The organism is Serratia sp. BFP-2025 (assembly GCF_050880365.1).
GTDB lineage: Bacteria > Pseudomonadota > Gammaproteobacteria > Enterobacterales > Enterobacteriaceae > Serratia > Serratia surfactantfaciens.
In genome coordinates, this window is record NZ_JBPAFV010000001.1 from 2,113,936 (window position 1) to 2,136,511 (window position 22,576).

29 protein-coding genes and 3 tRNA genes are annotated in these 22,576 nt (G+C 54.4%); 1 reads left to right on the forward strand and 31 read right to left on the reverse strand.

What is annotated here, in order from left to right:
* The 31 genes from ACRAWE_RS09990 to ACRAWE_RS10140 all read right to left on the reverse strand — a co-directional run bounded on the left by ACRAWE_RS09990 (position 1) and on the right by ACRAWE_RS10140 (position 20,967).
* Positions 1–846: a baseplate hub protein gene (locus ACRAWE_RS09990; RefSeq protein WP_060419438.1), complete on the reverse strand. Its 846-nt coding sequence runs from the start codon at positions 844–846 to the stop codon at positions 1–3.
* A complete protein-coding gene (locus ACRAWE_RS09995) occupies positions 843–1,145 on the reverse strand; it encodes a phage baseplate plug family protein (protein ID WP_047730622.1) in 303 nt (100 codons plus the stop codon). Before ACRAWE_RS09995 ends, ACRAWE_RS09990 begins: the two co-directional genes overlap by 4 nt.
* A complete protein-coding gene (locus tag ACRAWE_RS10000; RefSeq protein ID WP_103682102.1) occupies positions 1,145–1,951 on the reverse strand; it encodes a phage baseplate protein in 807 nt (268 codons plus the stop codon). The genes ACRAWE_RS09995 and ACRAWE_RS10000 overlap by 1 nt, the downstream gene beginning before the upstream one ends.
* On the reverse strand, positions 1,948–3,882 hold the full coding sequence (locus tag ACRAWE_RS10005) for a transglycosylase SLT domain-containing protein (protein WP_236553304.1): 1,935 nt from the start codon (positions 3,880–3,882) through the stop codon (positions 1,948–1,950). The genes ACRAWE_RS10000 and ACRAWE_RS10005 overlap by 4 nt, the downstream gene beginning before the upstream one ends.
* A gap of 208 nt (positions 3,883–4,090) precedes the next feature.
* Positions 4,091–4,495 carry a hypothetical protein gene (locus ACRAWE_RS10010; protein ID WP_049194151.1) on the reverse strand — a complete coding sequence of 135 codons (405 nt, stop codon included), beginning with the start codon at positions 4,493–4,495 and terminating at the stop codon, positions 4,091–4,093.
* Positions 4,495–4,932 (reverse strand): phage tail fiber protein, encoded by a 438-nt coding sequence (locus ACRAWE_RS10015; protein WP_038875737.1) that lies wholly within the window; start codon positions 4,930–4,932, stop codon positions 4,495–4,497. Before ACRAWE_RS10015 ends, ACRAWE_RS10010 begins: the two co-directional genes overlap by 1 nt.
* On the reverse strand, positions 4,932–6,416 hold the full coding sequence (locus tag ACRAWE_RS10020; RefSeq protein WP_103682100.1) for a DUF3383 domain-containing protein: 1,485 nt from the start codon (positions 6,414–6,416) through the stop codon (positions 4,932–4,934). Before ACRAWE_RS10020 ends, ACRAWE_RS10015 begins: the two co-directional genes overlap by 1 nt.
* Entirely contained in the window at positions 6,397–6,948 is a 552-nt protein-coding gene (locus tag ACRAWE_RS10025; RefSeq protein ID WP_047730616.1) for a phage neck terminator protein, read from the reverse strand. Before ACRAWE_RS10025 ends, ACRAWE_RS10020 begins: the two co-directional genes overlap by 20 nt.
* Entirely contained in the window at positions 6,933–7,298 is a 366-nt protein-coding gene (locus ACRAWE_RS10030) for a hypothetical protein (protein WP_049194153.1), read from the reverse strand. The genes ACRAWE_RS10025 and ACRAWE_RS10030 overlap by 16 nt, the downstream gene beginning before the upstream one ends.
* The gene (locus ACRAWE_RS10035; protein WP_103682099.1) at positions 7,295–7,774 is read right to left on the reverse strand and encodes a hypothetical protein; all 480 of its coding nucleotides are present in this window, start codon (positions 7,772–7,774) and stop codon (positions 7,295–7,297) included. Before ACRAWE_RS10035 ends, ACRAWE_RS10030 begins: the two co-directional genes overlap by 4 nt.
* Positions 7,775–8,245 (reverse strand): DUF4054 domain-containing protein, encoded by a 471-nt coding sequence (locus ACRAWE_RS10040; protein WP_038875751.1) that lies wholly within the window; start codon positions 8,243–8,245, stop codon positions 7,775–7,777.
* Positions 8,246–8,248: 3 nt separating this feature from the next.
* Positions 8,249–8,593, reverse strand: coding sequence for a hypothetical protein (locus tag ACRAWE_RS10045; protein ID WP_103682098.1), 345 nt, complete (start codon positions 8,591–8,593; stop codon positions 8,249–8,251).
* A 3-nt stretch (positions 8,594–8,596) separates the two neighbouring features.
* A complete protein-coding gene (locus tag ACRAWE_RS10050; protein ID WP_103682097.1) occupies positions 8,597–9,625 on the reverse strand; it encodes a major capsid family protein in 1,029 nt (342 codons plus the stop codon).
* On the reverse strand, positions 9,625–10,107 hold the full coding sequence (locus tag ACRAWE_RS10055; protein ID WP_038875760.1) for a structural cement protein Gp24: 483 nt from the start codon (positions 10,105–10,107) through the stop codon (positions 9,625–9,627). The genes ACRAWE_RS10050 and ACRAWE_RS10055 overlap by 1 nt, the downstream gene beginning before the upstream one ends.
* A gap of 1 nt (position 10,108) precedes the next feature.
* The gene (locus tag ACRAWE_RS10060) at positions 10,109–11,434 is read right to left on the reverse strand and encodes a DUF2213 domain-containing protein (protein ID WP_103682096.1); all 1,326 of its coding nucleotides are present in this window, start codon (positions 11,432–11,434) and stop codon (positions 10,109–10,111) included.
* 3 nt (positions 11,435–11,437) lie between these two features.
* Positions 11,438–12,121 carry a phage head morphogenesis protein gene (locus ACRAWE_RS10065; protein WP_103682119.1) on the reverse strand — a complete coding sequence of 228 codons (684 nt, stop codon included), beginning with the start codon at positions 12,119–12,121 and terminating at the stop codon, positions 11,438–11,440.
* A gap of 40 nt (positions 12,122–12,161) precedes the next feature.
* On the reverse strand, positions 12,162–13,706 hold the full coding sequence (locus ACRAWE_RS10070) for a DUF1073 domain-containing protein (RefSeq protein ID WP_193158972.1): 1,545 nt from the start codon (positions 13,704–13,706) through the stop codon (positions 12,162–12,164).
* Positions 13,706–15,118, reverse strand: a complete 1,413-nt coding sequence (locus tag ACRAWE_RS10075; RefSeq protein ID WP_089191841.1) for a PBSX family phage terminase large subunit — start codon at positions 15,116–15,118, stop codon at positions 13,706–13,708. Before ACRAWE_RS10075 ends, ACRAWE_RS10070 begins: the two co-directional genes overlap by 1 nt.
* Positions 15,048–16,049, reverse strand: a complete 1,002-nt coding sequence (locus ACRAWE_RS10080) for a terminase small subunit (RefSeq protein WP_103682094.1) — start codon at positions 16,047–16,049, stop codon at positions 15,048–15,050. Before ACRAWE_RS10080 ends, ACRAWE_RS10075 begins: the two co-directional genes overlap by 71 nt.
* A 146-nt stretch (positions 16,050–16,195) precedes the next feature.
* Positions 16,196–16,525 (reverse strand): TonB family protein, encoded by a 330-nt coding sequence (locus ACRAWE_RS10085; RefSeq protein ID WP_143778883.1) that lies wholly within the window; start codon positions 16,523–16,525, stop codon positions 16,196–16,198.
* Positions 16,526–16,608: 83 nt separating this feature from the next.
* The gene (gene lysC / locus ACRAWE_RS10090; protein WP_219821502.1) at positions 16,609–16,866 is read right to left on the reverse strand and encodes an Rz1-like lysis system protein LysC; all 258 of its coding nucleotides are present in this window, start codon (positions 16,864–16,866) and stop codon (positions 16,609–16,611) included.
* Positions 16,766–17,149, reverse strand: coding sequence for a hypothetical protein (locus tag ACRAWE_RS10095; RefSeq protein ID WP_181006763.1), 384 nt, complete (start codon positions 17,147–17,149; stop codon positions 16,766–16,768). The genes lysC and ACRAWE_RS10095 overlap by 101 nt, the downstream gene beginning before the upstream one ends.
* On the reverse strand, positions 17,146–17,586 hold the full coding sequence (locus ACRAWE_RS10100; RefSeq protein WP_103682092.1) for a lysozyme: 441 nt from the start codon (positions 17,584–17,586) through the stop codon (positions 17,146–17,148). The genes ACRAWE_RS10095 and ACRAWE_RS10100 overlap by 4 nt, the downstream gene beginning before the upstream one ends.
* On the reverse strand, positions 17,573–17,920 hold the full coding sequence (locus ACRAWE_RS10105; protein WP_103682091.1) for a phage holin, lambda family: 348 nt from the start codon (positions 17,918–17,920) through the stop codon (positions 17,573–17,575). Before ACRAWE_RS10105 ends, ACRAWE_RS10100 begins: the two co-directional genes overlap by 14 nt.
* A gap of 173 nt (positions 17,921–18,093) precedes the next feature.
* The gene (locus tag ACRAWE_RS10110; protein ID WP_432525308.1) at positions 18,094–18,432 is read right to left on the reverse strand and encodes a hypothetical protein; all 339 of its coding nucleotides are present in this window, start codon (positions 18,430–18,432) and stop codon (positions 18,094–18,096) included.
* A gap of 765 nt (positions 18,433–19,197) precedes the next feature.
* A tRNA-Gly gene (locus ACRAWE_RS10115) sits at positions 19,198–19,272 on the reverse strand.
* A 2-nt stretch (positions 19,273–19,274) separates the two neighbouring features.
* Positions 19,275–19,355, reverse strand: a tRNA-His gene (locus tag ACRAWE_RS10120).
* Between the two features lie 2 nt (positions 19,356–19,357).
* Positions 19,358–19,434, reverse strand: a tRNA-Met gene (locus tag ACRAWE_RS10125).
* Positions 19,435–19,694: 260 nt separating this feature from the next.
* Positions 19,695–20,093 (reverse strand): antiterminator Q family protein, encoded by a 399-nt coding sequence (locus ACRAWE_RS10130; RefSeq protein ID WP_103682089.1) that lies wholly within the window; start codon positions 20,091–20,093, stop codon positions 19,695–19,697.
* Complete coding sequence (locus ACRAWE_RS10135) at positions 20,093–20,377, reverse strand: DUF1364 domain-containing protein (protein ID WP_103682088.1); 285 nt, start codon at positions 20,375–20,377, stop codon at positions 20,093–20,095. The genes ACRAWE_RS10130 and ACRAWE_RS10135 overlap by 1 nt, the downstream gene beginning before the upstream one ends.
* A complete protein-coding gene (locus ACRAWE_RS10140; RefSeq protein WP_193158970.1) occupies positions 20,374–20,967 on the reverse strand; it encodes a DUF1367 family protein in 594 nt (197 codons plus the stop codon). Before ACRAWE_RS10140 ends, ACRAWE_RS10135 begins: the two co-directional genes overlap by 4 nt.
* Before the next feature lie 559 nt (positions 20,968–21,526).
* On the opposite strand from ACRAWE_RS10140, the gene ACRAWE_RS10145 reads away from it, so the two are divergent.
* Positions 21,527–22,567, forward strand: a complete 1,041-nt coding sequence (locus ACRAWE_RS10145) for a ParA family protein (RefSeq protein WP_103682085.1) — start codon at positions 21,527–21,529, stop codon at positions 22,565–22,567.
* Positions 22,568–22,576 lie beyond the last annotated feature (9 nt).

Here is a 22,576-nt window from a genome sequence, read left to right on the forward strand (position 1 = left end):
TCAGCCCCCGGGTTGCCGCAACAATTCGCAGGATGTTGAACATTGGCCGCCCTCAATCCATGAGGTTAACGTGTGCATTGCACCGAGCACTGCATAGCGGCCGCTGGCGTTCGGAAGCGAGGTCACCAACGACAATTTGCGACCAATAAAAATATCAGGACAGAACAGACACGAAATGCTCAGCCCAACATTGGTAAAAATGGGATATCCGATTAATCCGTGGTCGGGAGAAACGAGCAATGCCGGCTCTTTTCGGGATACTCCCTTTGGCCAGATCGTCACCTTCTCCACGTTGATATCGATCTCGGCATCAACAGCCCGTGCCGCCTCGATCATCTGCTGCGTGATATCTCCCTGGAAATACGGATCGGGCAGCGTGCGTTTAACGCCCTGATTCTCATATTTCAGCCCCACTGATGATGCCATTGGCATCAAAATGTCATCGATCGAGACGGGGCCTTTCGCGCTGAATGGCGACACCTTTTTCGCCCGCAGATAAAACATCATGTTCGCCGTAATAATCAGCGGCACATCCGGCGCCTGGTTGTAATCCGCATATGCATCACTGATAAACCCTTCGAAAATCAGGCGGTCAGCAGCCCATACGCGGATCCGATTAGGCTTGGCTCCATCGATCCAAATCCCTTTGTAGCTCAGCGCCGCCATCTGCTGGGCCACGAGCCCCCACAGATAAAGCGTAATTTGCGTGCCGGCAATCCCGCCATACGCCGCCAGGCTTATATAACAGCGCGCATTTTTGACGGTAAGCACGTTACCCCGATCGTCAAACGTTCGCCCCTCTGCCAGGGTAAACTCCACCCTGATATCCCGTTGTTGATAGCTCACGGCATTTCCTCCGGCGCAAGGTAGTAAAGTTTGAAACGCTCACCCAGGCCGGACCATTCAGGATCCGCGTTTCCCGCCAGGTCAGCGAAAAATAATTCGCCGGCGAATGGCAGATAGCCGTAACGCACGATCTTGTTGCCGTTCAGGCACAACACCCCCTGCAGGCAGGGAGTGCCGTTAACGGTCAGATCGATATATAGCCCCGTGGTACGCTGTGCCAGACGAATTTCACAGGCCTGATTATTCAGGGAGACGGTAAACCGTTGAGACTTGAGGGGCTTGAGTACAATTTCCAGCATCAGGTTAAACTCCCCGCCAATTGCTTGACCGCTGCATCCAACTTTTGCGTCGCGCTTACGGTGACCTCTCCGAGAGGTTTGGTCACATCCTCGACCGCTGACGAAACCTTATCGGCAATGTTCCCAACCAATTCCGACGCCGAGCGCTGCACGCCGGAGATCGCTTTCTTCACATCAGAAAGGGTGGAACCACTCGTTGAAGAGGTAACGAGCTCCGTTTTGGCGCTCGCTCCCTGGGTGATTTGATTATTGGTAGTGTCGGCCTGCGATGTCTCGCTGCTGACGGTCACCTCGGCCACGTCCTGCACGTCCTGAAAAACCGCCGTTACCGTAAGCAACGTCGGGCCGCCGTCGCTTCGGATCCGATAATCGTATTTGGTCAGGTCATAAGACGAATAGGTTTTGTCGGGGGTTTCGATGTCATAAACCTCCGCCGTTGTTCGCATCGTCTCCAGGGTGGCCAGCACGTCCGAGCGGGATGTCAGCGTGAGATTAGTCAGGTTCGGAAGCCCGCCTGAAAACCCTGTCCAGCCCTCCACGGTAAACGTAATGTGTAATTCTGCCGGCCGCTGCACCTTGTTGAATGTGGTGTAACCACCTCGCTCGATCGGCGCCGTGGTGATCGACGCTTCGCCCCCCACTTCGATAACGACAAATGACGTTGGCGAAAAGGGCTTCGTGCCGACACTGGCGCCGGAGGCATAATAAATCCCGTATCCCGGTGCCAGCACGCTGTTAACGACAGACAGCAGGCCACCGCCCCGCACAGCATTCAGTACAGTGGCCTGATTCAGGGAAAACCTCATGTCGATACTCCCGATGCATACGCGCCCACAAGGCTGGAGCGATTAATTTTTTGCCTTGCGTCGTCGATGATCCCTTTCGTGCTGTCTGCCGGCGAATTCACCTGCAGAGTGCCGATATGGGTTGTTTCGGTGATCGTGGATTGCGAACCGCCGAGCGGCTGGCGCGCCTGCGCCGCCATGCCTGCGCCTGGCTGAGGCAAATTCGACAACACCTTCGGCACGTATTCCCGCGTTTCCTGCGGGGCCGCGCCGAGCCCTTTGCGCTCAACATTACCCTGGCCCCAGTTATACGCCGCCAGCGCCTTACCCAGATCACCATCGAACATTTTCAGCAGCTGCGACATGTAGCGCGCTGCAGCATGGGCTGATTTCTCCGGATCAAAAACGTCATCGCCGACCAGCCCGAAGTCCTTCGCCGTGCCTGGCATGAACTGAAACGGCCCTTTGGCGCCCGCTTTCGATACAGCCTGAGTATCGCCGCCTGACTCCGTGATCACCATGCTGCGCAGCAGCCCGGCAGGGAGCCCGAACGTTTCCTCCAGCTTGCTGAGTTTCGGCTGCAGCCACGCCAGCATTTCCTCACCGGCCTTTGTTGGCTGTGGCCGGCGTACAGATTGAGCAAACTGCGTCGGAGCCTGGCCTTGCCCGTAACCATCACCACGCGGAAGATTGATCCCGAATGTATCCTTAACCCAATCGTGAGCGGATTTTCCCCACCCCTCTACCTTGTCACTGAATGGCAGATTGTTCAGGGCATCCGCAACGGGGTTATTTTTCAGCGCAGGGTATTTTTCCTCGAGGGGTTTAACAACAAACTCCTCAAGCGCCACCAGAGCTGCAATAAGGCCAGCAGGCCCCATCAGCGCCCCGCTGAGACCTTTAAACAGGGAAAGCAGCTTGCCACCCACCGATGCGCTAACCAGCAGCAGAATGGCGTTCTGCCAGCCTCCTACCGCATTGGCGGCTTCACCGGCGACACCAACAATGTTCGACAGAACATCGAACACGCCCTGCACCGCGGCTTTGATTTCATCCGGGTGCTGTGCCATCCAGTTCGCCAGATCATTCAGCCACGCGTTGAACTGTTTGATGTAAGGCAGCAGCGCGTTAAAGAGGATGTATCCCGTTTTCTCAAAGGCCTGGCTGATCTCTGCCCACTGCTGGCGAAACTTCCGCGCCGCCGCGATTGACTGATCGTCAACGCCTGAGCGCGCTGTAAATCGGTCAACATCGCGCAACGCATGGCCAGATCCGAACCATTGCTGCGCGGCGTAGCCATACCCCAGCTCACTGCCATAGGCCTGCTGCTGATCCTTATTCAGGTTTGGAAATGCGGCTGCCAATTTGCGGACAATATCTTCAGTCCCATCCCGGCCCAGATCGATATTGGCGCCCGCCTGGTTGACGGCCAATAGCAGGCTTTGAAGTTGAGGATCCAGCCCAAGGCCAGATTTTAAGCGTGCCTTTGCATCGTTGATGCGGGAGAACGCGCCCACGATCTCGTTGGCACTGACACCGAACGCCTCGCCCGCCTTGGTCCAGCCATCCAGCGATTTGGCCGACATGCCAAAGGCATCGGCCGCCGTCGCCAATTGGTTCAGGTTACTGGTGAACCCGGTAACAAAGCTTTTGAGGCCGCCCAGCGACAACGTGACGCCGGCCAGCGCCAGCACCTGGGCGCGAATACTGGAAAAGAACGACGCCGCCTTTTTGCCGCTGGCTTCCATGTCTTTGGCGGTTTTGTCGGCTTTTTTCCCGGTTTTATCCAGCGCCTCGCTGCTTTTCTTCTCGCCGGTGTCGAACGCCTGCGCAACGTTCTCCATGACCGCTGTCAGGCGGTCAAGCCCCGCCACTACCGCCTGCTCGCCAGCGCTGAAGTTTTTGTCGTCAATACCCAGGGCGAGGACGAGCTCGTCAAGTACCATTGCCACTATTTCCCCTCCTGCATTACGCGTGCGTTATGGGCGTCCACCTGGATGATTTCCAACAAATCCCACAAGTCCTGCACACCAAGCACCGCATCCAGCTCAGCCTTGGAGGCTTTGCCGGCGGAAATCACGGTGGCGATGGTGTGCGGGACGTTGGTGTAATCAACAAGCCCAAACGGCCTGTCAGGATTGGCAAAACGAGGCGGGATATCTAGCGGCCGGCGGTAGCGAAAAAATCCACGTGCAGTTTGAACACCTCCGCGCGCAGGTTAAGGCGTGTGGCCACTTCATCGATATCGGCTTCAATCAAGGGGCGGACCACGGTTTTATCCGCTGGATTCGGCACGGCCTGAACACAGGTCATCAACTCATCAAGCAGCGGCTTGGCCTCATCCGGGGGGATCTTCGAAATCGCCTTTAAGCCCTCAACAGCCATCGCCGCGATCCCCATGCTGCGTAAATTATCGGGGATCTCGACGCCGCCGCGCCCCATCGCCATGAGCGCCCGCAAAGCCCACCATTCAGCCTGTGACGCCGACATTTCCTTGATGTAGAAAACCTTGCCCTGATCGCGCCCGGCGGCGTCGATAGTGATAAACGTCTCTTTACGTGCCATCAGTTAAACGCCTCTGGAGTGATGGATTCCCATTCGATGATCGCCTGGCTGGCCTGCAGAATGCGGCCGGCATCCGGTAGCGCCTTCCACTGCTTCAGCACGCCGTTCACGCATTTATATTTGCGCTTGAGCGCCGGCAGGATAACCGTTGCATTGCAGCGGAACACCGCCACGCTGGCGCGCGATGTGGTCGCCCAGGTATCGAACACGTCCCGGCTCTCCGAATCCGGCATAATGTAGATCGTCTGGTTGATGTTGCCGTAAATGAAGCCGGCCGATAACTTGCCGTCGGCGCCGCGCACCGTTTCCGCCAGGCTCAGTGCGTCGGTCCCGTAGATATTATCCGCAGCGAAGCCCTGCAGCTGCACGCCTGACGGGTACAGGTTCATTACCGACAGCGTAATGATGGCGTCGGCAGAAGTGATGGTGTTGGACATTATTGAACCTCCGTCGATGCAATATTCAATTTCTGGATGCTGCCGCCGTCGCTGTACCACAACGCGCAGTTCGGGCTGGTGCGAGCAGGACGAAGGGCCGGCAGCATTTCACCGACATAGAGGTAGTACCCCGTCGCGAAAATTGTCGCCGACACGTCTTCCCCTACTGCGTTGCTGATCTCCAGTTTTTGCGCCGCGGACAGTGTCACCCCGGCACGAATGCCGCCCCATGCTTTAAACTGCTCGATCACATCGGTCATCGAGGTTGCAACCAGCGCGCGCCCAGCGTTGTTGTAGGGGATCGTCTTGTTGGATTTGAACAGCGCCAGCACCGCGCCCTGCAGGTTGGCGTTCAGCCAAATTTGCCCGGCGAAGCTGTCCAGCCATTTGAAATCGCCGGTGATCGAGCCATCTGCCCAATAATCCTCGACGATGTTATTGGCGGCGTACTTGCCGTAGAAGTTATAGCCATTGGCGATCAGCACGTCGTACTCATCACCGCTGGTCACATCGGCCGCCAGCCCGTTGTATTCGCGGAATTTGAACGGCACGCGCCCTTCAGTGCGGGTAAAGTCCAGCGCAGCGGCATATCCCAATACGGATGCAGGTTTTTTCACGTCAGTGCAGAACACCGGCACGACACTCCCGTAATTGTTCACGGTGATGATCTTGTACGCGATGTGGTCCTGATTGCCCGTAATTCGGGCTTTTTCGTTGGTGGTCCACGCCACATAGAAAAAGCGCTCCTCCTGCGCGCTGGCCCATGCGGACAACGCCAGGTGTTCATCATCCTTGCACTCGAAAACGGTCGAGAATGAGGCCCACTGCTGCGACTTGGCGATGATTGCCGTGAACAGCGCGGGAACCACTGCCACCGGCGCCCCCTGGGAGATCTTGGCGCCGAGATCGCTGGTCATCTTCATGGGTGCCGCTGCGGTGCCGGTCGCATACGCGATAGTCGTCGCTTCCGGCTTGGCGCCTGCAGCAGTGATGATGAAGGCATTGTGCGTGGTGTCATATACCACCGTCGCCACGGCGGCCGTCAATGAGGTTTGCAACGCGGCGGCCGCCTCCGCAAAACTGGTTACCGCGCTGAAATTGACTTCCGCACTGGCATTCTTCCCGCTGATGCTGATCGTGAGCGTACCGGAGATTTTTTTCAGCTCCTCGACCGTCACCCCTTTAAACGATCCGCTGCGCAACCATGCGGCCGCCGGCGCGCGGTTGAATCGGGCGAACAGCAACGCCCCCGGAGATTTTGTCGCGTTGTTGTAGCCCTGAAAATACATGGATGCCATAACGTATTCGTCAGAGTCACCACCGAAATAATCGGCCACGCTCGAGGGTGACGAAAACGAAGGGACGTCGCCGATCGGTACGTAAGGGCTGTCGGTTAAAAGCAGGCCGTTGAGGTCGACCGCATTACCCACAGCGGATAGCACGCCCGGTTTGATTTTTACGTCTTTACTGATTGGAATTGCCATCGATGGACTCCGTTGTGGTCGTTTTGATGGTCACGTTGTCGAAGAACGCCAGAGGCGCACTGACCACCGGTTTGATTTGCGCGATGAATTCCAGCGTCCAGCGCGGTTCGTATTGCCACTCGCCGTTAATCATCGTGGTCTGACGGGGATCGCTACAGTAGAGCGGCGTTAAGACGCCCCCGGAGCAGCGAAAAGCGGAGGTGCCAAACTCCGAGCGGATCAGCGTGGCGAACATCAGGGAATTTCGCTCCGCGCTGTCGCCAAAGAAATCAAGCTGACATTCCCAGCGCGTGGTGCGCGTGATGTGTTGCGTACCCATTCCGGCCGCCGGTGGCGGCGTGTACTTCACCACCGCCGTAGATAAACCGGCAGAATTCAGCGAAGTCATCGCGATGAATTCGCCCTGTGGCATCGGCACCCCGTTTTGCTGGGTGCGCTCGATCTGCGCATCAACAAAAAGCCCCTGGAGAAAATCGCCAAGGGCTTTATAGAGATCGCTTTCAGTGATCGAGAGCGTTACGTTTGCAGACATGCAACAACCCTCGTCCAATCCGGCCAGTTCTCCGGCACCGCCACCACAAGCCACGTTTCGCCCGCGATGACGAATTTGTCACCGCCGACCTGCTTCGGTCGGCTCACACCGCACCAGTTCCCGTTCGTATAGATGGACGTGAACACCCCCTGAATATTCAGGTTGTCCAGGTGGCGGATATCGCCCTGGGTAACAGCCTGTTTTTGTACCATCATCGGAATAGGCGCGTCATAGGCCGGCGCCCGGGAATAATCCTCACGTTTTTCGGCACCGAGCGATCGATAGATCTGCGCCTCAACGAAGGGATTAACTGCGCCGACGGCGCGCGAAACAATACCGTGCAAATTCACTCATCACCTCCATCAACGGCATAGTCGACGCTGTTCTGCATGTGGACAGTGTCGACCAGCGGCTTATCGAACCCTTTGCGCTTAATGGTCGATTCCGCCAACGGCGGAGAGTTGAGCTCCCGGATTGAATCCTGCAGCTGGCTTTTTATCCGCTCCCCCATCAATCCAAGCGCTAACCGCGCGTCATAATTTGATGAACGGATAAGCTGCGAAAACTCACCGGGCCACTGCGCACTGTTGGCTGAAATCATGTTGCGAAAAAAAGGCCGCGGCAGCTGAAAATAGGACTCCCCGGCCTTGGTCATCACCATTTTTCCGAACTCGTTCGCGGCGGCCACCAGCGCAACCGGGGTCCCGTCTTCATAGGTCGCATCGGCCAAAAAACCCACCTTGAGGCTCTTGCCCGAAGACAACCCGTCGGCAATTTGCGCCAGGCGCGCTTTAAACGCGGCACCGCCGCGAACACTGGCACCCATTTAGCGCCCCCGCCTGACCGGCCGATAGTAGTGATCTGGATAGCGCGATGGCGATGAGCCCGGGTGATAAACCATCGTCCTGTAGGGCGCGGTCGCTTGCCAATAATCCGCGCCATAGGGAGTCTGCAGATACCACCATGACTGATCGTTACTGCCGGCGCTGTCCACCGATACAGAAACCGATCCCTCTGAGGCACTGGTAATGCGGCCAACAAGGCCGCTTCCCTGACCGCCCGACTGTCCTGAACCAAATCCACGCAACGCACAGAGATGAGCAACAAGCAGGAAAAATAACTGCTCGCGCTCTTTCAGATCCTGCACTTTGCTTTCATCGGTATTATCGAGGTAGAGGGTCGAGGCCTGATTGAACAGCGCCTCGAGCAGGTCATCACTTGGCGCCGATCCGCATCCCGTTGCAAACGCCGGGTAAAGCGCCCGAAATGCCTTGATGTTGAAAACCACGGCGCCCATGCATTACTCCTTCTTATTCATCGCTTCATCATCACGCTTGATCCCCGGCGCCGGGTTGTTCTGCGGCAATGGGTCAAGGCCTGACTTCAACTTTTCCTGCTCTTTGGCCTGCGCACGGGCGCTGTTGCCATTCTCCTGGGCGAAGATCACACCGTTTTTTACATACGGTTGATCTTTGTGGATCTTCAACCAGGCATCCCACAGTTCCTTATCGACCGGTGTGAGGCCATAGCCGCCGATAATGCGCACATCTTCGCCGCGGTAACCCGCGACCGCCTGCTGATGGCCGTCGACTTCCAACACCAAACCGTTCGGCAATTTGCAGCCAACTGTTACTTGCTCTGCCATCTTTTAAACCCCCAACATTTGTGCGTAAGCCAGCGGTTGGCGAATGATCGCCCCCCAGGTACCGGCGGATTTTTTCTGGTGCCAGGCTGAAGACTCCGTCACCACGGCGTGCGCGCGCATTTTCTCAGTGAACGCACAGTAACCGGTGTCGTTCTCCCCGAGACGCTCGGCAATCAGCTGAACCACTTCACCCGCGTCGCTGGAATACTCCACCGCCGTTTCGATGGTCATACCCGGGAAGTTTTTCTGCAGCAGGTCTGCAACGTTGACCTTGTATTGGTTGGTCTTCGTCAGGTTGGCTTCCGACAACGGAGACATATTCAGCTTCATCGCGTCGGTACGCTCGACATGCCCTTTGGTCTGACTGACGAGCTGCTTGTACAGCTTGACGATGTCGTTATAAATCGCCTCGGCGTCCTTATCGTCCCATTTCAACTTACCGCCGACGTCAATCGGGGTAATCGGCGCCGACAGCGATGGATCGTTCAGCAGGCCGTAGTTCTGCAAGCCCTCGATGCCGTAGAAGTAGGATTTATTCTGGAACTTGTTTAGCACCAGGGCAGACGCGACATTCAACTCCGCCGCCCAGCCGATGCGCGCCGCGCCGTACATGTCCAGTTCGCGTTCACCCCAGCGGGTATGCGTCTGGTAGTGGTAGCTCTGACGCGGCACCCAGTTTGCGTTCGCGGTTACCATGCCGTTGTTGTTGTAGTCGCCGTAAGAGCTGGTGTCACCGGCTGATTCCACGATCGGGAATTGAGTGGTCAGCGTCGTCCAGTCGCCCTTTTTGGTTTCGCCCAGGATTTGGGCCGCTTTCATCGGTGTCACCAGCACACGAATTAATTCTGGATCAACGTAGTTGGTGAAATAGGCCGGCACGCCGGAGTTTGAGACCGTTACCAGATTAGGCTGCGCATCCATCGCCAGCGCGAAATCGCTCGCGTACTCCGGCGGCAGGTAAGCCTGCGCGCCCGGCAGGATGATGCCGTAATCGCGGCTGGCGGTAGCGTAATGCTGCTTAAATTTATTCATCACTTGCTCCAGGTGCTGATTTTGATACGTTCTTTGGCCGCCGCGGCGCTGGCCACCGAGAATGCCGTTTCCGCAAAGCCTTCAATGGTCGCGCCGGCGGCACCGGTAGCAATCTCGCCGGTGGTCAGTGACGCAAACACTTTTTGGCCGACAGTGGCCGCTGTCGTGGTAACCGCCCAGTAATCACCGCCGGTGTGCAGCGTGCACTCTCGCCCCGGCTGGATCACGTTAGACGCCGCGCCCAGCCATTCAACGATTGACGCCTGGCCATCGCGAGGAACAAACCCCGACGGCGCGCCAGTGCCTTTGTTCGATGCCACGCCCTTCACCACCCAGGCAAATCGCCCAATGGTTAACCCGTCGGCACCGGTGACCAATGCCCCCTCACCGGCCACATAGCTGGTGTATGGGTTGTTACTGGCAAAAGCCCCCTCAATACCCGGAGCCGGGTATTGGTTAATGCTCGTCTGAAATCCTGACATGTTAATAACCTCGTTTAAGTTTGCCGGCGGTAGGGAAGTCGGCAGCGAAAGACGATGCAGCCGCGGAGTCATGGGCCAGTTTCGGCGCTTTGACGGCCTGTTTTTGCTCTACGGCATACTTCACCATGCTGCGGTAAGCGCTTGGGTGTACGTCGGTGATATCGATCCCGGCCTGTTCGAGCGCAGTGCGGTAAACCTCCTCGGCGGAGTCCATCGCCACCACGTCACCAATCAGAGGACGCACCTCACTTTCAGCGGTGCGAACCGCCTGGAAGTTTTTCGCCGCCGCCTTGGTGGCGTTGTCAGCCGCCAGCCTGATAGCCGCGTCCATTGCCGGTTTGCTGACCGTATCGGGATTCGGTTTTACCGGGTCTTTTGCTGGATCGTCCGGGGTGTCATCCGCAGCCGGCATCAGTACCGCTTTGATTTTTTCCAGCACTTCCTCCGGCACTTTGTCGGACAACAGCGCCAGGATGCTTTCCAGTGGGTTTTCGGTATCAAACGCTGGTCCATTATCTTCCGGCTCGACCACCTCTTCAGCGGCCTCCATCAGTTCGGCAAGCTCGGCCGGCTCGATTTCCATATCCTGCGCCAGACGGCCGGAAAACGCGGATTTGACCGCATTCGCGATCGCGTTGGGGCGTTTATGCTGGCCCACCAATTGCGTGAGGTCTTTCGGCGAGGCGTCTTGCGCCAGGCGAGGTTTGAGATAGGCGCCCAGCGCTGCGCGCATGGCGACACCCTTACGATTTAATTTCATGTTTTGTAACTCCTTCGGGAGGCAATCAAATACCAGCACATCGGATCCGGCCCGGCCGTCACCGACCAGCGCCACGTGGTTACCGACGATATCCCGCATCACGCCGTCAAATTTGACGCCATCCGGGGTAACGCCTGGGGTCATGTCAGTGACGTACGCATACGACGATGACAGTTCTCGTTGCTCGTCGGTCTCGATACCGGCGATGGCGGAGTTGTCCCAAATCGACAATCCGTTTGTTAGGTAGGTGCCATCAAAATCACTGTTGGCATGCGTTGTCCCCACCCGAAGCTCACGCGCGGGCGCGCCTGGGTAATCAGGCTTGTGTCGGCAAAGGATGGGGATGTTATTGAATGTTTTCGCTGCCTTGCGCAGCTCCTCGGGGTCGCGGTACAGCATGTACAGCCGGTCGGGCTCAAGTCCCAGCGCCTCGGAATTCGGGATTTCTCGCCCGTAATAGCCGCACACGTTGGCCTTGCTGATGTTGCTGCGCTCTACCTGCAGCCGTCCGACCTTATCAATTTGCCGCACCGAACCCCGGTCAAATGCCAGTCGTTCAGTCGTCATTCATTACTCCAGTCCCGGTAAAATCGCCTCCCATCCACACCTGCAACGTATTTTTTCGCCTGGCATGATCCATTCGCCATCGATAAACATGCCTTTGTCCAGATCGAACTCTTTGCCGTCGGCTTTCACATGGGAGGGGCGCGGCTCTTTCCCTGCGTGGGAATGGCGCCAGCGCCCGCGGCGGATGCCAAGCGCACGCTGGCGCGCCGACTGCATGGCAGACGTTGCCTTGTTGTTCTGATCCAGCGCGATAAAAGCCGCCCGGCGCCGGGTGACGCCATAGCGCTGTTGCAGCTCTTTTGTCAGGGTGCCGAGATCACGCCCACGGGATACCGACTGCATTACCAGCGTTTCGACCTGCGTGAGGTACTGCTGCGGAATGGAGCGGATCAGGTTGACGTTCTCGGTGATGGTCGCCTGCAGCGCGTTGTTCATTTCCGCCGTCATTTTGAAGGGCACCGTGAAACCGGCCTGCTGCAATGCAGTGGAAAGCGACGCATCGCTATTCTTCATCACATCAGAAGCGAAACGCTCAGCCAGTTTCCCGGCCAGCACATCGAATTTTTTTCGCCAGCGCCGCGACAATTTGCGCATGGCATCGCGCATCATGATCGCCGGTGAGGCATCCTGCGCCAGCCCGGTCTGCCGGTATTCGGCGCGCAGCCAATAGAGCGTGCTGTTGTGCAGCTCCTGCACCGCCCTATCCAGCTGCCGCCGGTACCAGGCCTCAATCCCCGCGTTGGGTCGTATCTGACGGAGGGTCTTTTTCCGACGCGCTTTCCTCGAGGTTGAAGTTTTCGTCGTCTTCGTCGTCGTCAATCTCAATCTCCCCGCTTAAATCCAGACCGCTATAGGGGCTGTTCGGATCAGAGGCCAGTTTTTCGCGCACCTCGTTATTCGTCACCGCGCCGATACTCTCGTAAATCTGGTCCGTCTCCGCTTCTGTTTTGCGGATTGCGGCCTGCTGTTCACGCGTCATTTCGTGCAGGGATTCGAATTCAAAGGTGATATCCGGATCGATGTCGCCAAACTCCGACAGTTGGATAATGTCCATCACGCGCTTTATCGGGTGCTTGAGCAATCTGGACGCGCCGGCCGCTATCGTGTCGTAGAACACCTTGATCTCGCCCTCGCTCGAGGCATTCAACCCCGTGGGGCTCAGGCCTGCGAATTTCACCGACGGGATCGCGCTGACAAAGAACATGTGCTCTTGTGCCTGCGCCTGTAGCGTATCCAGTCCGCTCAGTGGCGTGTTGAACTGGAAGAACTCTTCCTGCGCCTTGTCCAGTATCAACAAGCCGCGCGTGTCCCGCGTGCGGTTATACAGCTCCGCGCGCTTGGCATAGTTGGGATCGTTCTTTCCGCTTAACGCATTCGTCATGTTCGTGCTGATGCCGCTCAGGGAGAAGGAATGAAGCACATCACCCACGCTATCGCGGGTACGCAGCCAGTTATTGACGTAGGGCTCGGCGATTTGCGTCAGTGACAAGCCACCGAAGTTATAGGCCGGCTTCAACATGTCGGGCACCGGCCGGGAAATCAGATCCAACATGCGGCTGGCGTGCACGGTCTTACCCATCACGAACCACTCCGCCGGCTTGTAGAAATCATCGCTCAGCGGGTTATCGGCGTTGTAGATGCCTGGGTAAGTCCATACCGGCTCAATCACGCGAAAGCCCACCAGCGAGCCGGGCGTGATTTTTTTGTTGGACAGGAACAGCCGTGATTGCAGCTCCTCCGGATCTGTCCACGCGGACAAACCGCGCGGGGAACGCACATCGATGTATATCTGGCCGCGGCCGAAAAATCCGTCGTGCTCAATAGCCAGGCGGAAAATATCCTGCACCTTGTAGCGCTCCATCGCCTTAACGAGTAGCGCGATGCGGTCAGCCTTGCTTTCATCCCCGTCACTGGCCGCTTTAACCTTGATCCATTTGCGGGTCATTTCCTCGGCGATCACGCTCACCATCCGGCGATATTCCGGCAGCTGGGCGAGTTGTGCCAAATAGGGATAGCCAGGGAATCCGCCGAAAACGTAATCGGGGTAGCTGCCGTTCAGTGAATCGTATGGCGTTGCATCCATCGCAAGAATCGCACTGCGGATACCGTCAGGGATAACACCGGCCGGCGGTTCGTACTTCTCGAACTCACGCCGCTTTTTGTGTCCGACCTCGGCGAGCATCTCGTCGCTGATCGCAATCCCTGGCGATTTTGGCGCCTCCTGCACTGGCGGCGCCTCACCACTCGTTTTTTTTCGCTTAAAGGGCCACATCAAATATTCTCCAGGAAGTCATCGGAAATCACGAGCGGCATCTCGATCGGCGCAAAGGCCATAATGAAAGCGTCGGCGACGTTCGGGGATGGAATGTCGCGCTTTTTCAGATCGTCTTTCGTTTCCACTTTTACGCGCCCGTTTTTATCGAAATCACGTTTCGGCGTGGATAACTCAAATTTGAGTTTGTCCAGCAGCGGACAATCGGAATCGATGCTGATCAGTTGGTCGTCAGTAAAGCTCTCGCGTTTTTCCTTTCCGTTGATCACGTTGTACGTATTACGGAAGCGGTCAGCGACAAGCCACCAGGCCTGCGCTTTTATATTCGCGAAAAAATCTTTATTGGTGATGCCTGGCTGATATTCACGCTCTGGCTCGAAGACCGCGCCGCCGGCGTTAAATTTGAAATACTCGATCGCTTCCGCGCCCCAATCACTGGCGTTTTCACGTTCCTCGTTTATTTCGGCAAACTTAGAGCCACTCGATGCACCAACGCCGATGCTGTCGTAAACGATCGCCGCATCATGCTTCAACGCAACGTTGTACGTGCGTTTACAGCTTTTCATCAGCTCGTCTTCAAGTGCTTTCCATTCATCAGCCCAAAGCGCCACCGAACCATGCGCATACACGTTGGCGCACTTATCAGCGCCGCTGTCGGCAACGTCAAAGCCTACGCGCCGGCGGCCGGCCGGTTCGATGTTGAGCGCCTTGTGAGCGTCGACAGCGGCTTCTATCCACGAGAGCTTGATAATGGCTTCATCGTCGTCCGTGCGAGGCACGCCGAGATAAACGTGCTCGAACATTTCCTCATCGCGGGCCTTGGCCGCCTCGATCACGTTCATGATGGTGCGGCTGAGGAACGGGTTTTCGTCGAAATTTATTTTTCTGACCAGCGTGTCAGGCGGCGGTGTAACAACGAAATTTCGCCAGACAAAATCTGTCGTCAAACGCGGGTTGAATAAAAACCAGCATTCCGAGCCTTCCTTACGGATCGTTGGCTCCAGAATTTCCCATTGAGCCTCGGTCATCGCGTGCGCCTCTTCGTTCCAAAGCACATCGATGCTTTCCAGCGACTTGATCTCGTCAACGTGCCGCCACAACCCGTAAAACATGAATTCACTGCCGGTAAACCGGTTGATGATTTTGTTGTCCAGAATGCGGAAGCGATGACGCAGGCCAAACCGCTCGATCTGAATTTTCAGCAACGCGTACACCGATTCCTCAATTTTGTTTTGGATCTGGCGCGTGCATAAAAAACGCAGGCGGTATTTGTCGCTCAGGAACGTCGCAAAGCCGGCGGCGTCCCATGACTTCGATGAGGTTCGTCCACCGTATAAAACCTTATTCCTCGCCTTTGTCGTCCAGAACTGCCGGAGCGCTGGATTCAGGCTTGCTTTGTCCAATATCTGCATAGAAATCGTCGAGGCCTCTCGGTACATCACTCGCCGGATTATTCAGATCCAGTTTCGTGATGAGTTGGATCAACATGGCCCGAGCGGCTTTCTTATCCTCCGTTTGGATCTCGATGCCGAATTTCGTTTCCTTCACACCAGTGAAATAAAATCGCGCTTCGCCTACATGGTCCCGGGTGTCGTGGATGTGGACATAACCTTCACCCTCGCCGTTGCAATGCGGACAGTCCGGGTTGGGATCCATGTTTTCGATAAACCCAATGCCGCCCGACAAATCCGGCGGAGGTCTGTTGTCGGCCTCGGCTTTTTTTTCGGCCTTAAGTTGCTCGCCCAGATCTCGCCACTGGTATTTGTGTCCCTCACCCCAGCAGTAACGACAATTCACTCGCCGGTACTGCATCAGGTCGTTCGGGTCAGCTTTGGTTATTGCCACCAGCTGATTTATCAAATCGTCGAGGTCTGCCTGGTAGCGCTTTGCCGTTCTTTCCTGCAGGTCGCGAATAGCGCGCCGAACGTTATCCCTTCTGTACAGACGGCTGGCGCCCACATAGGCGGTGTTCCCTGTCCCCTCGTAGCCAGCCAGGCGGTACGCTTCAACTCTGCTTTTACTCACCACGCACCAATGAACAAACCACGCCTGCTGCAACGTCAGTCCGTATTCATCAGGATCAACCGTCAGTTCCACCTCGCCTTTTTCTGAGGTTTTTCCTGTCGCTTTTGGCTTGGTGCGCACCTTCTCTTTTTGCGTACCTTTTTTGCGTACCTGCGTACCGGGTTGCGTACCAGTTTTCTCACTGCGTACCCACCCATGCTTTTTGGCCCGCTTTCTAATGGCTGCTTCACTGATGCCGTATATCTTTGCCATCTCACGGAGAGAAAGCTGACCGGCACAGTAATCGCGCTCAAGGCCGCTTTCTTCCGGTTGTGACATAACGTTCTCCGTGAATAAAAAAAGCCACGGGCAACCATGATCTGAGTGATCGGTGGGTGTCGCCTGTGGCTTTGCTTGCGCATTACGCAGCACCTGGATAGATGCTCTGTGATGGGCAATAAAAAAACCCGCCGAAGCGGGCTCACTCATTGGGAGATTGGGCTGCTCATTTTAAAACGAACGGTAATCTCCAGGTTCTTATATGGTTTATTTTTTTCGAACCGCCACTTTGACATCGCCATAACAAGCGCATTATCGAACAAACCCCGAGGGCTTGACTCTATGATTCTTATCTCACTAATTTTTCCATCTTTATCAACGTCATATTTTACTTTTGCATATCCCTCTATCTTATTGTCATAAGCATAAATTGGGTATACAGGATTAACTCTGGATACAGGCTTCGGTTTAGGCCCTTCAGCTACACAAGCGTTGAGGGAGAAGACCGTTAGTATGGTTACTAAAAACTTGAGCATGACAAAATCCTTTTGACAAAATGTATAGTAGTCGCCCCTCACAAATGATAATGATTTTCAATAACCACGCAATTGTTATTCAATCACTTTAATCTAGTGGTAGCTCGCCGCCAGGTGTTGAGCGTCTCCACCTGGCCGGCGCAGATTAATAAAGCCGTTTGCAGCGCCAGCGCATGGCTGCCAATGTCGCCCCATGTGTCACCCTGCAATGTTGGCACCTCGCAGGGGGTGAACACCGATTCAGGGGGAAACAGCACGAGCGGCGCCGGCGGCGGTGGTGTCCGTTCCGCGCAGGAGGCTAATAACAGCGGAAGGAGCAAAACGCCGACTACACTCGTCATTCTTGGTTGCTTCACGATATTTCCTCTGATAGGTTTCGCCCTGCTGGCGAAGCTGCTGTTCTCTTTGTTGCTGTTCTGCCATTAGCGAGCTATTCCGGGCGGCGTTCTTGCGTAATGCTGTTATCAGTGACTGCTGCTGCACCAGCGTCTTTTCCTGCTGCTTAACCTGCTCGCCAGCCTTTACTGCGTTGCTGTGGAAGTAAGACGCCAGCCTGCCGGTGACAATTAGCGCCACCAGCAGCAATCCGATCGCCATCGTGCGAAAGCTGAATGAGGTGTTCATGACAAAAACAACTCGCGTTCTGCTGCACGGCGCACAACCAGACCATCAAGCCGTTTACCTCCAGCATTTACCCACTTACCGAACTCATCGGCAGCGCCTTGCTTGTCGCCGGCATTCAGCTTTTTCAGAAGTGTGGATGTGCTCAGTGAACGCAGGCCGAGGTTATACGCAAAGCTCACAAGTGCATCGAATTGGCTCTGGGTGATTTTTACCTTCACCAGCAGACTAACTCCCTGCTCATACTGCACAACACCGCATTTCAGCAAACGATCGGCAGTGGCCTGAACAATCTGCATGCCGGGGCCGACTTTCTTACCGTCAACTGGCTGCGTCCACCCGTAACCGATCGTCCAGACGCCCACCGAATCCTGATAGGCTTTCAGCCGAAGGCCTTCAAAGCGCTTGATCAGCTCAATGCCGCTTTTACTTATCTGCATTCTGATTGCCCCCGCCGAAGCGATTACCCACGTAACCGGACAAAAACGAGCTGAGCTTCTTCACGCCGACAAAGCCAATGAATCCACCAATGCCTACCGTTAAGGCTTTCGGTACGTCGAAGTAATCCAGGGCCGAGTACGTAGTTAGCGCCAGGGCGCCACACATCAAACCTTCGAATATGGTTTCTTTCCAGCTGCTGCCGGCATACGCCATCCGAAGAACGGCCATCACGACAGCCATGACGACGCCACCAAGCGGCACGTCACCGCGCCACCAGGCCGAAAGAATGTCGCTGAGCTCTGCCCAGTTGTGAGGATTGTTTGGCATCTTCATGACTCCACCTCCCGGCTATCGGGCTGTGCTATTTGTAGGAAAGGATCAGCCACCAGCCGTAAACGCTGCCGGTAAGAGGGTGCCGTGTGTGTCGTCCGTTGGCTGGGGCTGAAATGCAAAAAGCCCCGTATTTAAGGGGCTTGTGTAAATTACTTTGCTTTGAAAAAGCTAGGTTAATCTTGTCCGATTAAAACCGTAATGCTTGGCAATACATAGCCACCATTAGAACCTTCACCAACCGCCTGAATTGAGACTGACTGATTAGGTTCGATGTATGTGTTCCACGAGTTACAAGCAGTTGCTGGCATTGAGCCACCGTCGAGGAAAATCGCGCCTTCTGCTTTCGCTTCAGTTACCCAAGAACCATTGAATACCAACATATGCTTCGCTTTCGATTTACCGCCTGGCGCGATAGCCATCAGAAGCGGCACGCAGACACGACGACGATATGAGACGGCTGGAATATGGAAGGTGTAACCGTAGTCCAAATAGTGAGTTTCAGCAGCTTGCATTAGTATATCTCCTTGAAAAGTAGTTGAAATCGCCATCTATTTGGCGATGTCTAGACTTTACATGGAGGCTCTAACTCTGAGTAATCATTGGGGTCGTGACAGCCTTGGAACAACATTGCCAATTCTGGCGCTACTGCCGAATAGCAAAAAACTCCGCCGAAACAAGGTGTTGAAAGTTGTGTAGTGGCGGGACTCGAACCCGCACTCAGGTTCAGCATTAGCATCATGCTTGCCCTGCCAGCGAACCGGTTGATGCCTTACTCTATCCATCTAACCCGCAAGCGGGAATTGAGTTACACCATAACGGAAAGGGCTCTACGTAGACGCCGATAATATATCCATCTGGTACCGGCAATGCTCTTACCTGTTGTGATCAAAAAAGCCTGGCGATTTACAGATATTTCATTTTCAGCTCAAGGCAATGAGACGCGCTCCCCGCTTGATTTCCATGTAGCTTCTTTCAAAGTGAAATACCTCCAACACACCGAACCAGTCTTTTTTAATAGCCGCCTTACGCAGCGACCGATCATCGCTCCATTGACGCTTAAGCGTTCGAATTTGCCACCAGCGCTTTATGGTGATAACCAATATTAGTCTCGATATAAAGGTGGAAAGTGAGTGAAGTGACAGCATAGTCTTTACTGCGCTGTCCGCTGTCCGCTGTCCGCTGTCCGCTGTCCGCTGTCCGCTGTCCGCTGTCCGCTGTCCGCTGTCCAGGTGGTGGCGTCTGAACAAAAAATGCAACCTGCATTACGGCGTCATGTTTGGAGCGGTCAGCGGGAATCGAACCCGCATCATCAGCTTGGAAGGCTGAGGTAATAGCCATTATACGATGGCCGCATTGGTCCGCCATCGAGGTCTCGAACCCCGGCTCTTACTTCCTGTCACGAAGCAATGCTCTTGCCACGTTGAGCTAATGGCGGTTTGGTGGCCCTTGCAGGGCTTGAACCAGCGACCAATCAGTTATGAGCCGACTGCTCTAACCAACTGAGCTAAATGGCCGAGGCGAGGATGAAATGTTGAGTGGTGGCCGGCGCTTATCTTCGGCTTGTCTCGGAGGACTGCAATTCACCACAACCAGAGAGTATCCTACATCGCCGACAACTACTAGTGAAGTTCACCGATACCCTCTCCGCCGCCCACTTCACAAACCAGAAATAAAAAACCCCACCGAAGCGAGGTTTTGAAAGTTGATAAGCTACGTCACTGCGTAACCACTCTTATCACAATAGCCAGTAAAATTCGTAACGAAAAGCGGAAATCTACGCGACTGCCGAAATTACTGATCTGCTCGTCCATGCATCTATCTCAAGCGTTGCCCCAGTCATAGCCAGACAGCCTTCAATAAAACTTTCCGCCATCATTAGTTTTTGCCGCACACTCCCCTCTGAGATCTTCCAACGACGAGCTATGGCTGACTTGGAAACCCCATAGCGATAATGCAACATGATGACGCCAAGCTCTCTCTCATCGCGTACTTTCTTCAACCTACCGACAGCACCATCGATGATCAGTCCGTCATTATCGCAGCATGAGGGTTTGCTCTTACGTGTATCAGGCAGCAGTCCTTTAAAACCGGCTGCAATTGGGGAGTAGTCCACTCCGCTGTTGTCCTGCGCCCACTGCCCCCAGCGTTCTAAAACCATCTGTATATCGCGCATTATAATTTTCCTTCCTTTCTCAAAATTTCTTGCGTGCGCATGACGCCTTCGGCGTGCATCAGTCGGGCGTCGTTCGCGTCGATAAAGCGCGTGCGGTGGTCTACTTCATCGTGGCAGGCGCTGCAGGCCCACGCGGCCTGCGTGTCATCTGGCTTTATTGCCGTGCCGCAGGTGCCGGCCAGCCGGTAATGTGCCAACACAGTGGTTTCTGGGTTGAAGTTGCAGACGCCGGGGATCCGCACCTGGCATTCTCGACCGCGAGCCTCTTTGGTTAATTTGCTCATGACGTGTACCCCATCAGCTGGGCGGCAGCGTTTTCTGCAGACTGTTGATCGGGGAAAGTGCGAAACAGGATGTAGTTCCAGAGCACATCAAGGACGGCTTTGTAAAATTCGCCAAATTCGATGTCGTCCATTTTTGCGAAAGAGATTGACTTTGGCTCGTTACGAATGGTTCCGTCAGGCATGATGAATTCGGTGTAGAAGCCCGCCTGAATAGTTACCCATGCCCGGAAAGCTTCGAATGACTTTGCGGCGCTGATATTCCCGGCTCGCTTTTCTGCTAAATCCGCAAGATATTCATCGGCGGCGGCCCGCAACGCATCTTCACCGCCGGCGTAATATGCGAGGAATTTTACATACCCATTCACAAGCACTTTGTCTGCGGGGGATATGGTGCCACCGGTCGGCTGCCAGTAGTCAAAGCCGAGATTCAGCAACGAGAACAGCTTGCGATGAAAAGCCGGGTTTCGGGTCTGTTTGAAATCGGCGTATAAGATAGAGCCGATTTTTTTGGCTCGCAGAAAATCCCTGGCATCCTGGGTTGCGGGTACCAGCAAATCACCTGCTGCTTTGATGTACGAATACTGCGCCATTGATAATCTCCAGTAGCGCAGCAGCTGTTCAGAATTGAGGTGTGCTGGGTGTTCAGTCCAACCCATCAATTATAGCGTATGACCGTCCGGTGAAACAACTGAATAACCAGACTGCTTAGCTATATCAATCAACGCATTAAGTGATGCTACATGTTCGTCATCTCGAAGTGTTCTCGCACTTGTCACTCGGCCTCCCTCACACCTCAGCAACACTCGCCCATCATATGGTAGCTTTTTTATAACGTCCTGTTCCATAATCATTTTTTGCTTACCCCCTGACACAACAAAACTCACAATGGAATTATTGCACAAACAAACTGTATATAAACACAGTGGTTTTGTGCGGTCACGGGGTAAACATCTTCGCCTATTAGCAAAATAGGTATACTGTTCTCGTTACATGCTTTCTCCTGCAGCTTTTTGCTACTCCTGCAGCTTTTTGCTGCTCCTGCAGTTTTTTGCTACTCCTGCAGTTTTTTGCTACTCCTGCAGTTTTTTGTTGCTCCTGCAGGTCCTGCATGATAACTTGCAATTCACTTATTCCTGACAGGTGATCAGCATGGCTACTGAAATTCAAAAAATTCTTGACAACCACTCTAGAGTCGTCGAAGAAGGTTACATCTCCACTGGCGATCTAAAATATCGTAGTTACGCAGTTACAACCCTGCGCGGTGGCGTAGGAAAATCTACCCTTTCTTTCAACCTAGCGTTCGAAATATCTAGAAAGCATTCCCTACTAATAGCTGATCTGTGCGCTCAAACAAACTTAACCGAAAACATTTTACGGGGCGCTGAGCATAGGGTTGATATTTTACGTGCACTCCAGCCTGCTCTTCTTGGTTCAGCATTTGGTGATGTTCCCGACGATATATCTTACAAGGTTAGCAGCTATTGTGATTCATTTAAGGGCGGAAAACCAACATTTATAATTCCGGGAAGCCCTGAGCTTTTCGCTTTTCCATCAACCCTTTACCAACAACTACAAATAGCAAATGCTCAGAACAACGCTAAAGCAGTAAATAATCTTTTGGATATCCTAAATAAGATTCTAAATAAAGAATCGGAAGAAAAGAAACTTGAAAAAATCATCATGGATACAAGTCCATTCTACGCTGGCGGCACTCACTTAGCTTGGTGTGCAGCGGATGCGGTAATTATCCCCGTACGTGTAGACGAACATTCCATTGAATCACTTGAGCTTACTCTTGATCTACTCTCAAATAAAAGCAAAGACTTCAAGATTTGGGATGAAAGGGCGGGAGGAAGAAATACGCCGAAAGTTGCAGCAATCGTTATGACTATGGCTGGTGCTAAGAGTCAGAAAAAATTCACACCTGATAGTGCGTCTCGGATGTATGTTGAAAGAGCCTTGGCTATTGCAGAGAAATACCCACATCTTTTCGACTTTGATGACCCTCGAGATGCATTTGTCATAACGGATGACTTTATGTCAACGGGGCGAATCAGTGGTGCAAAAAGCATCCCTATTGCCGAATTGAAAGTTAACTCATTCCACTCGGTTGAAGGTAAAAGACTTCAAGTCAACAGTTCTGCCGAGCGTTATAAAAGAGAACTAAAATACTTGGTGAGTATTCTTTAAAGTAAACCC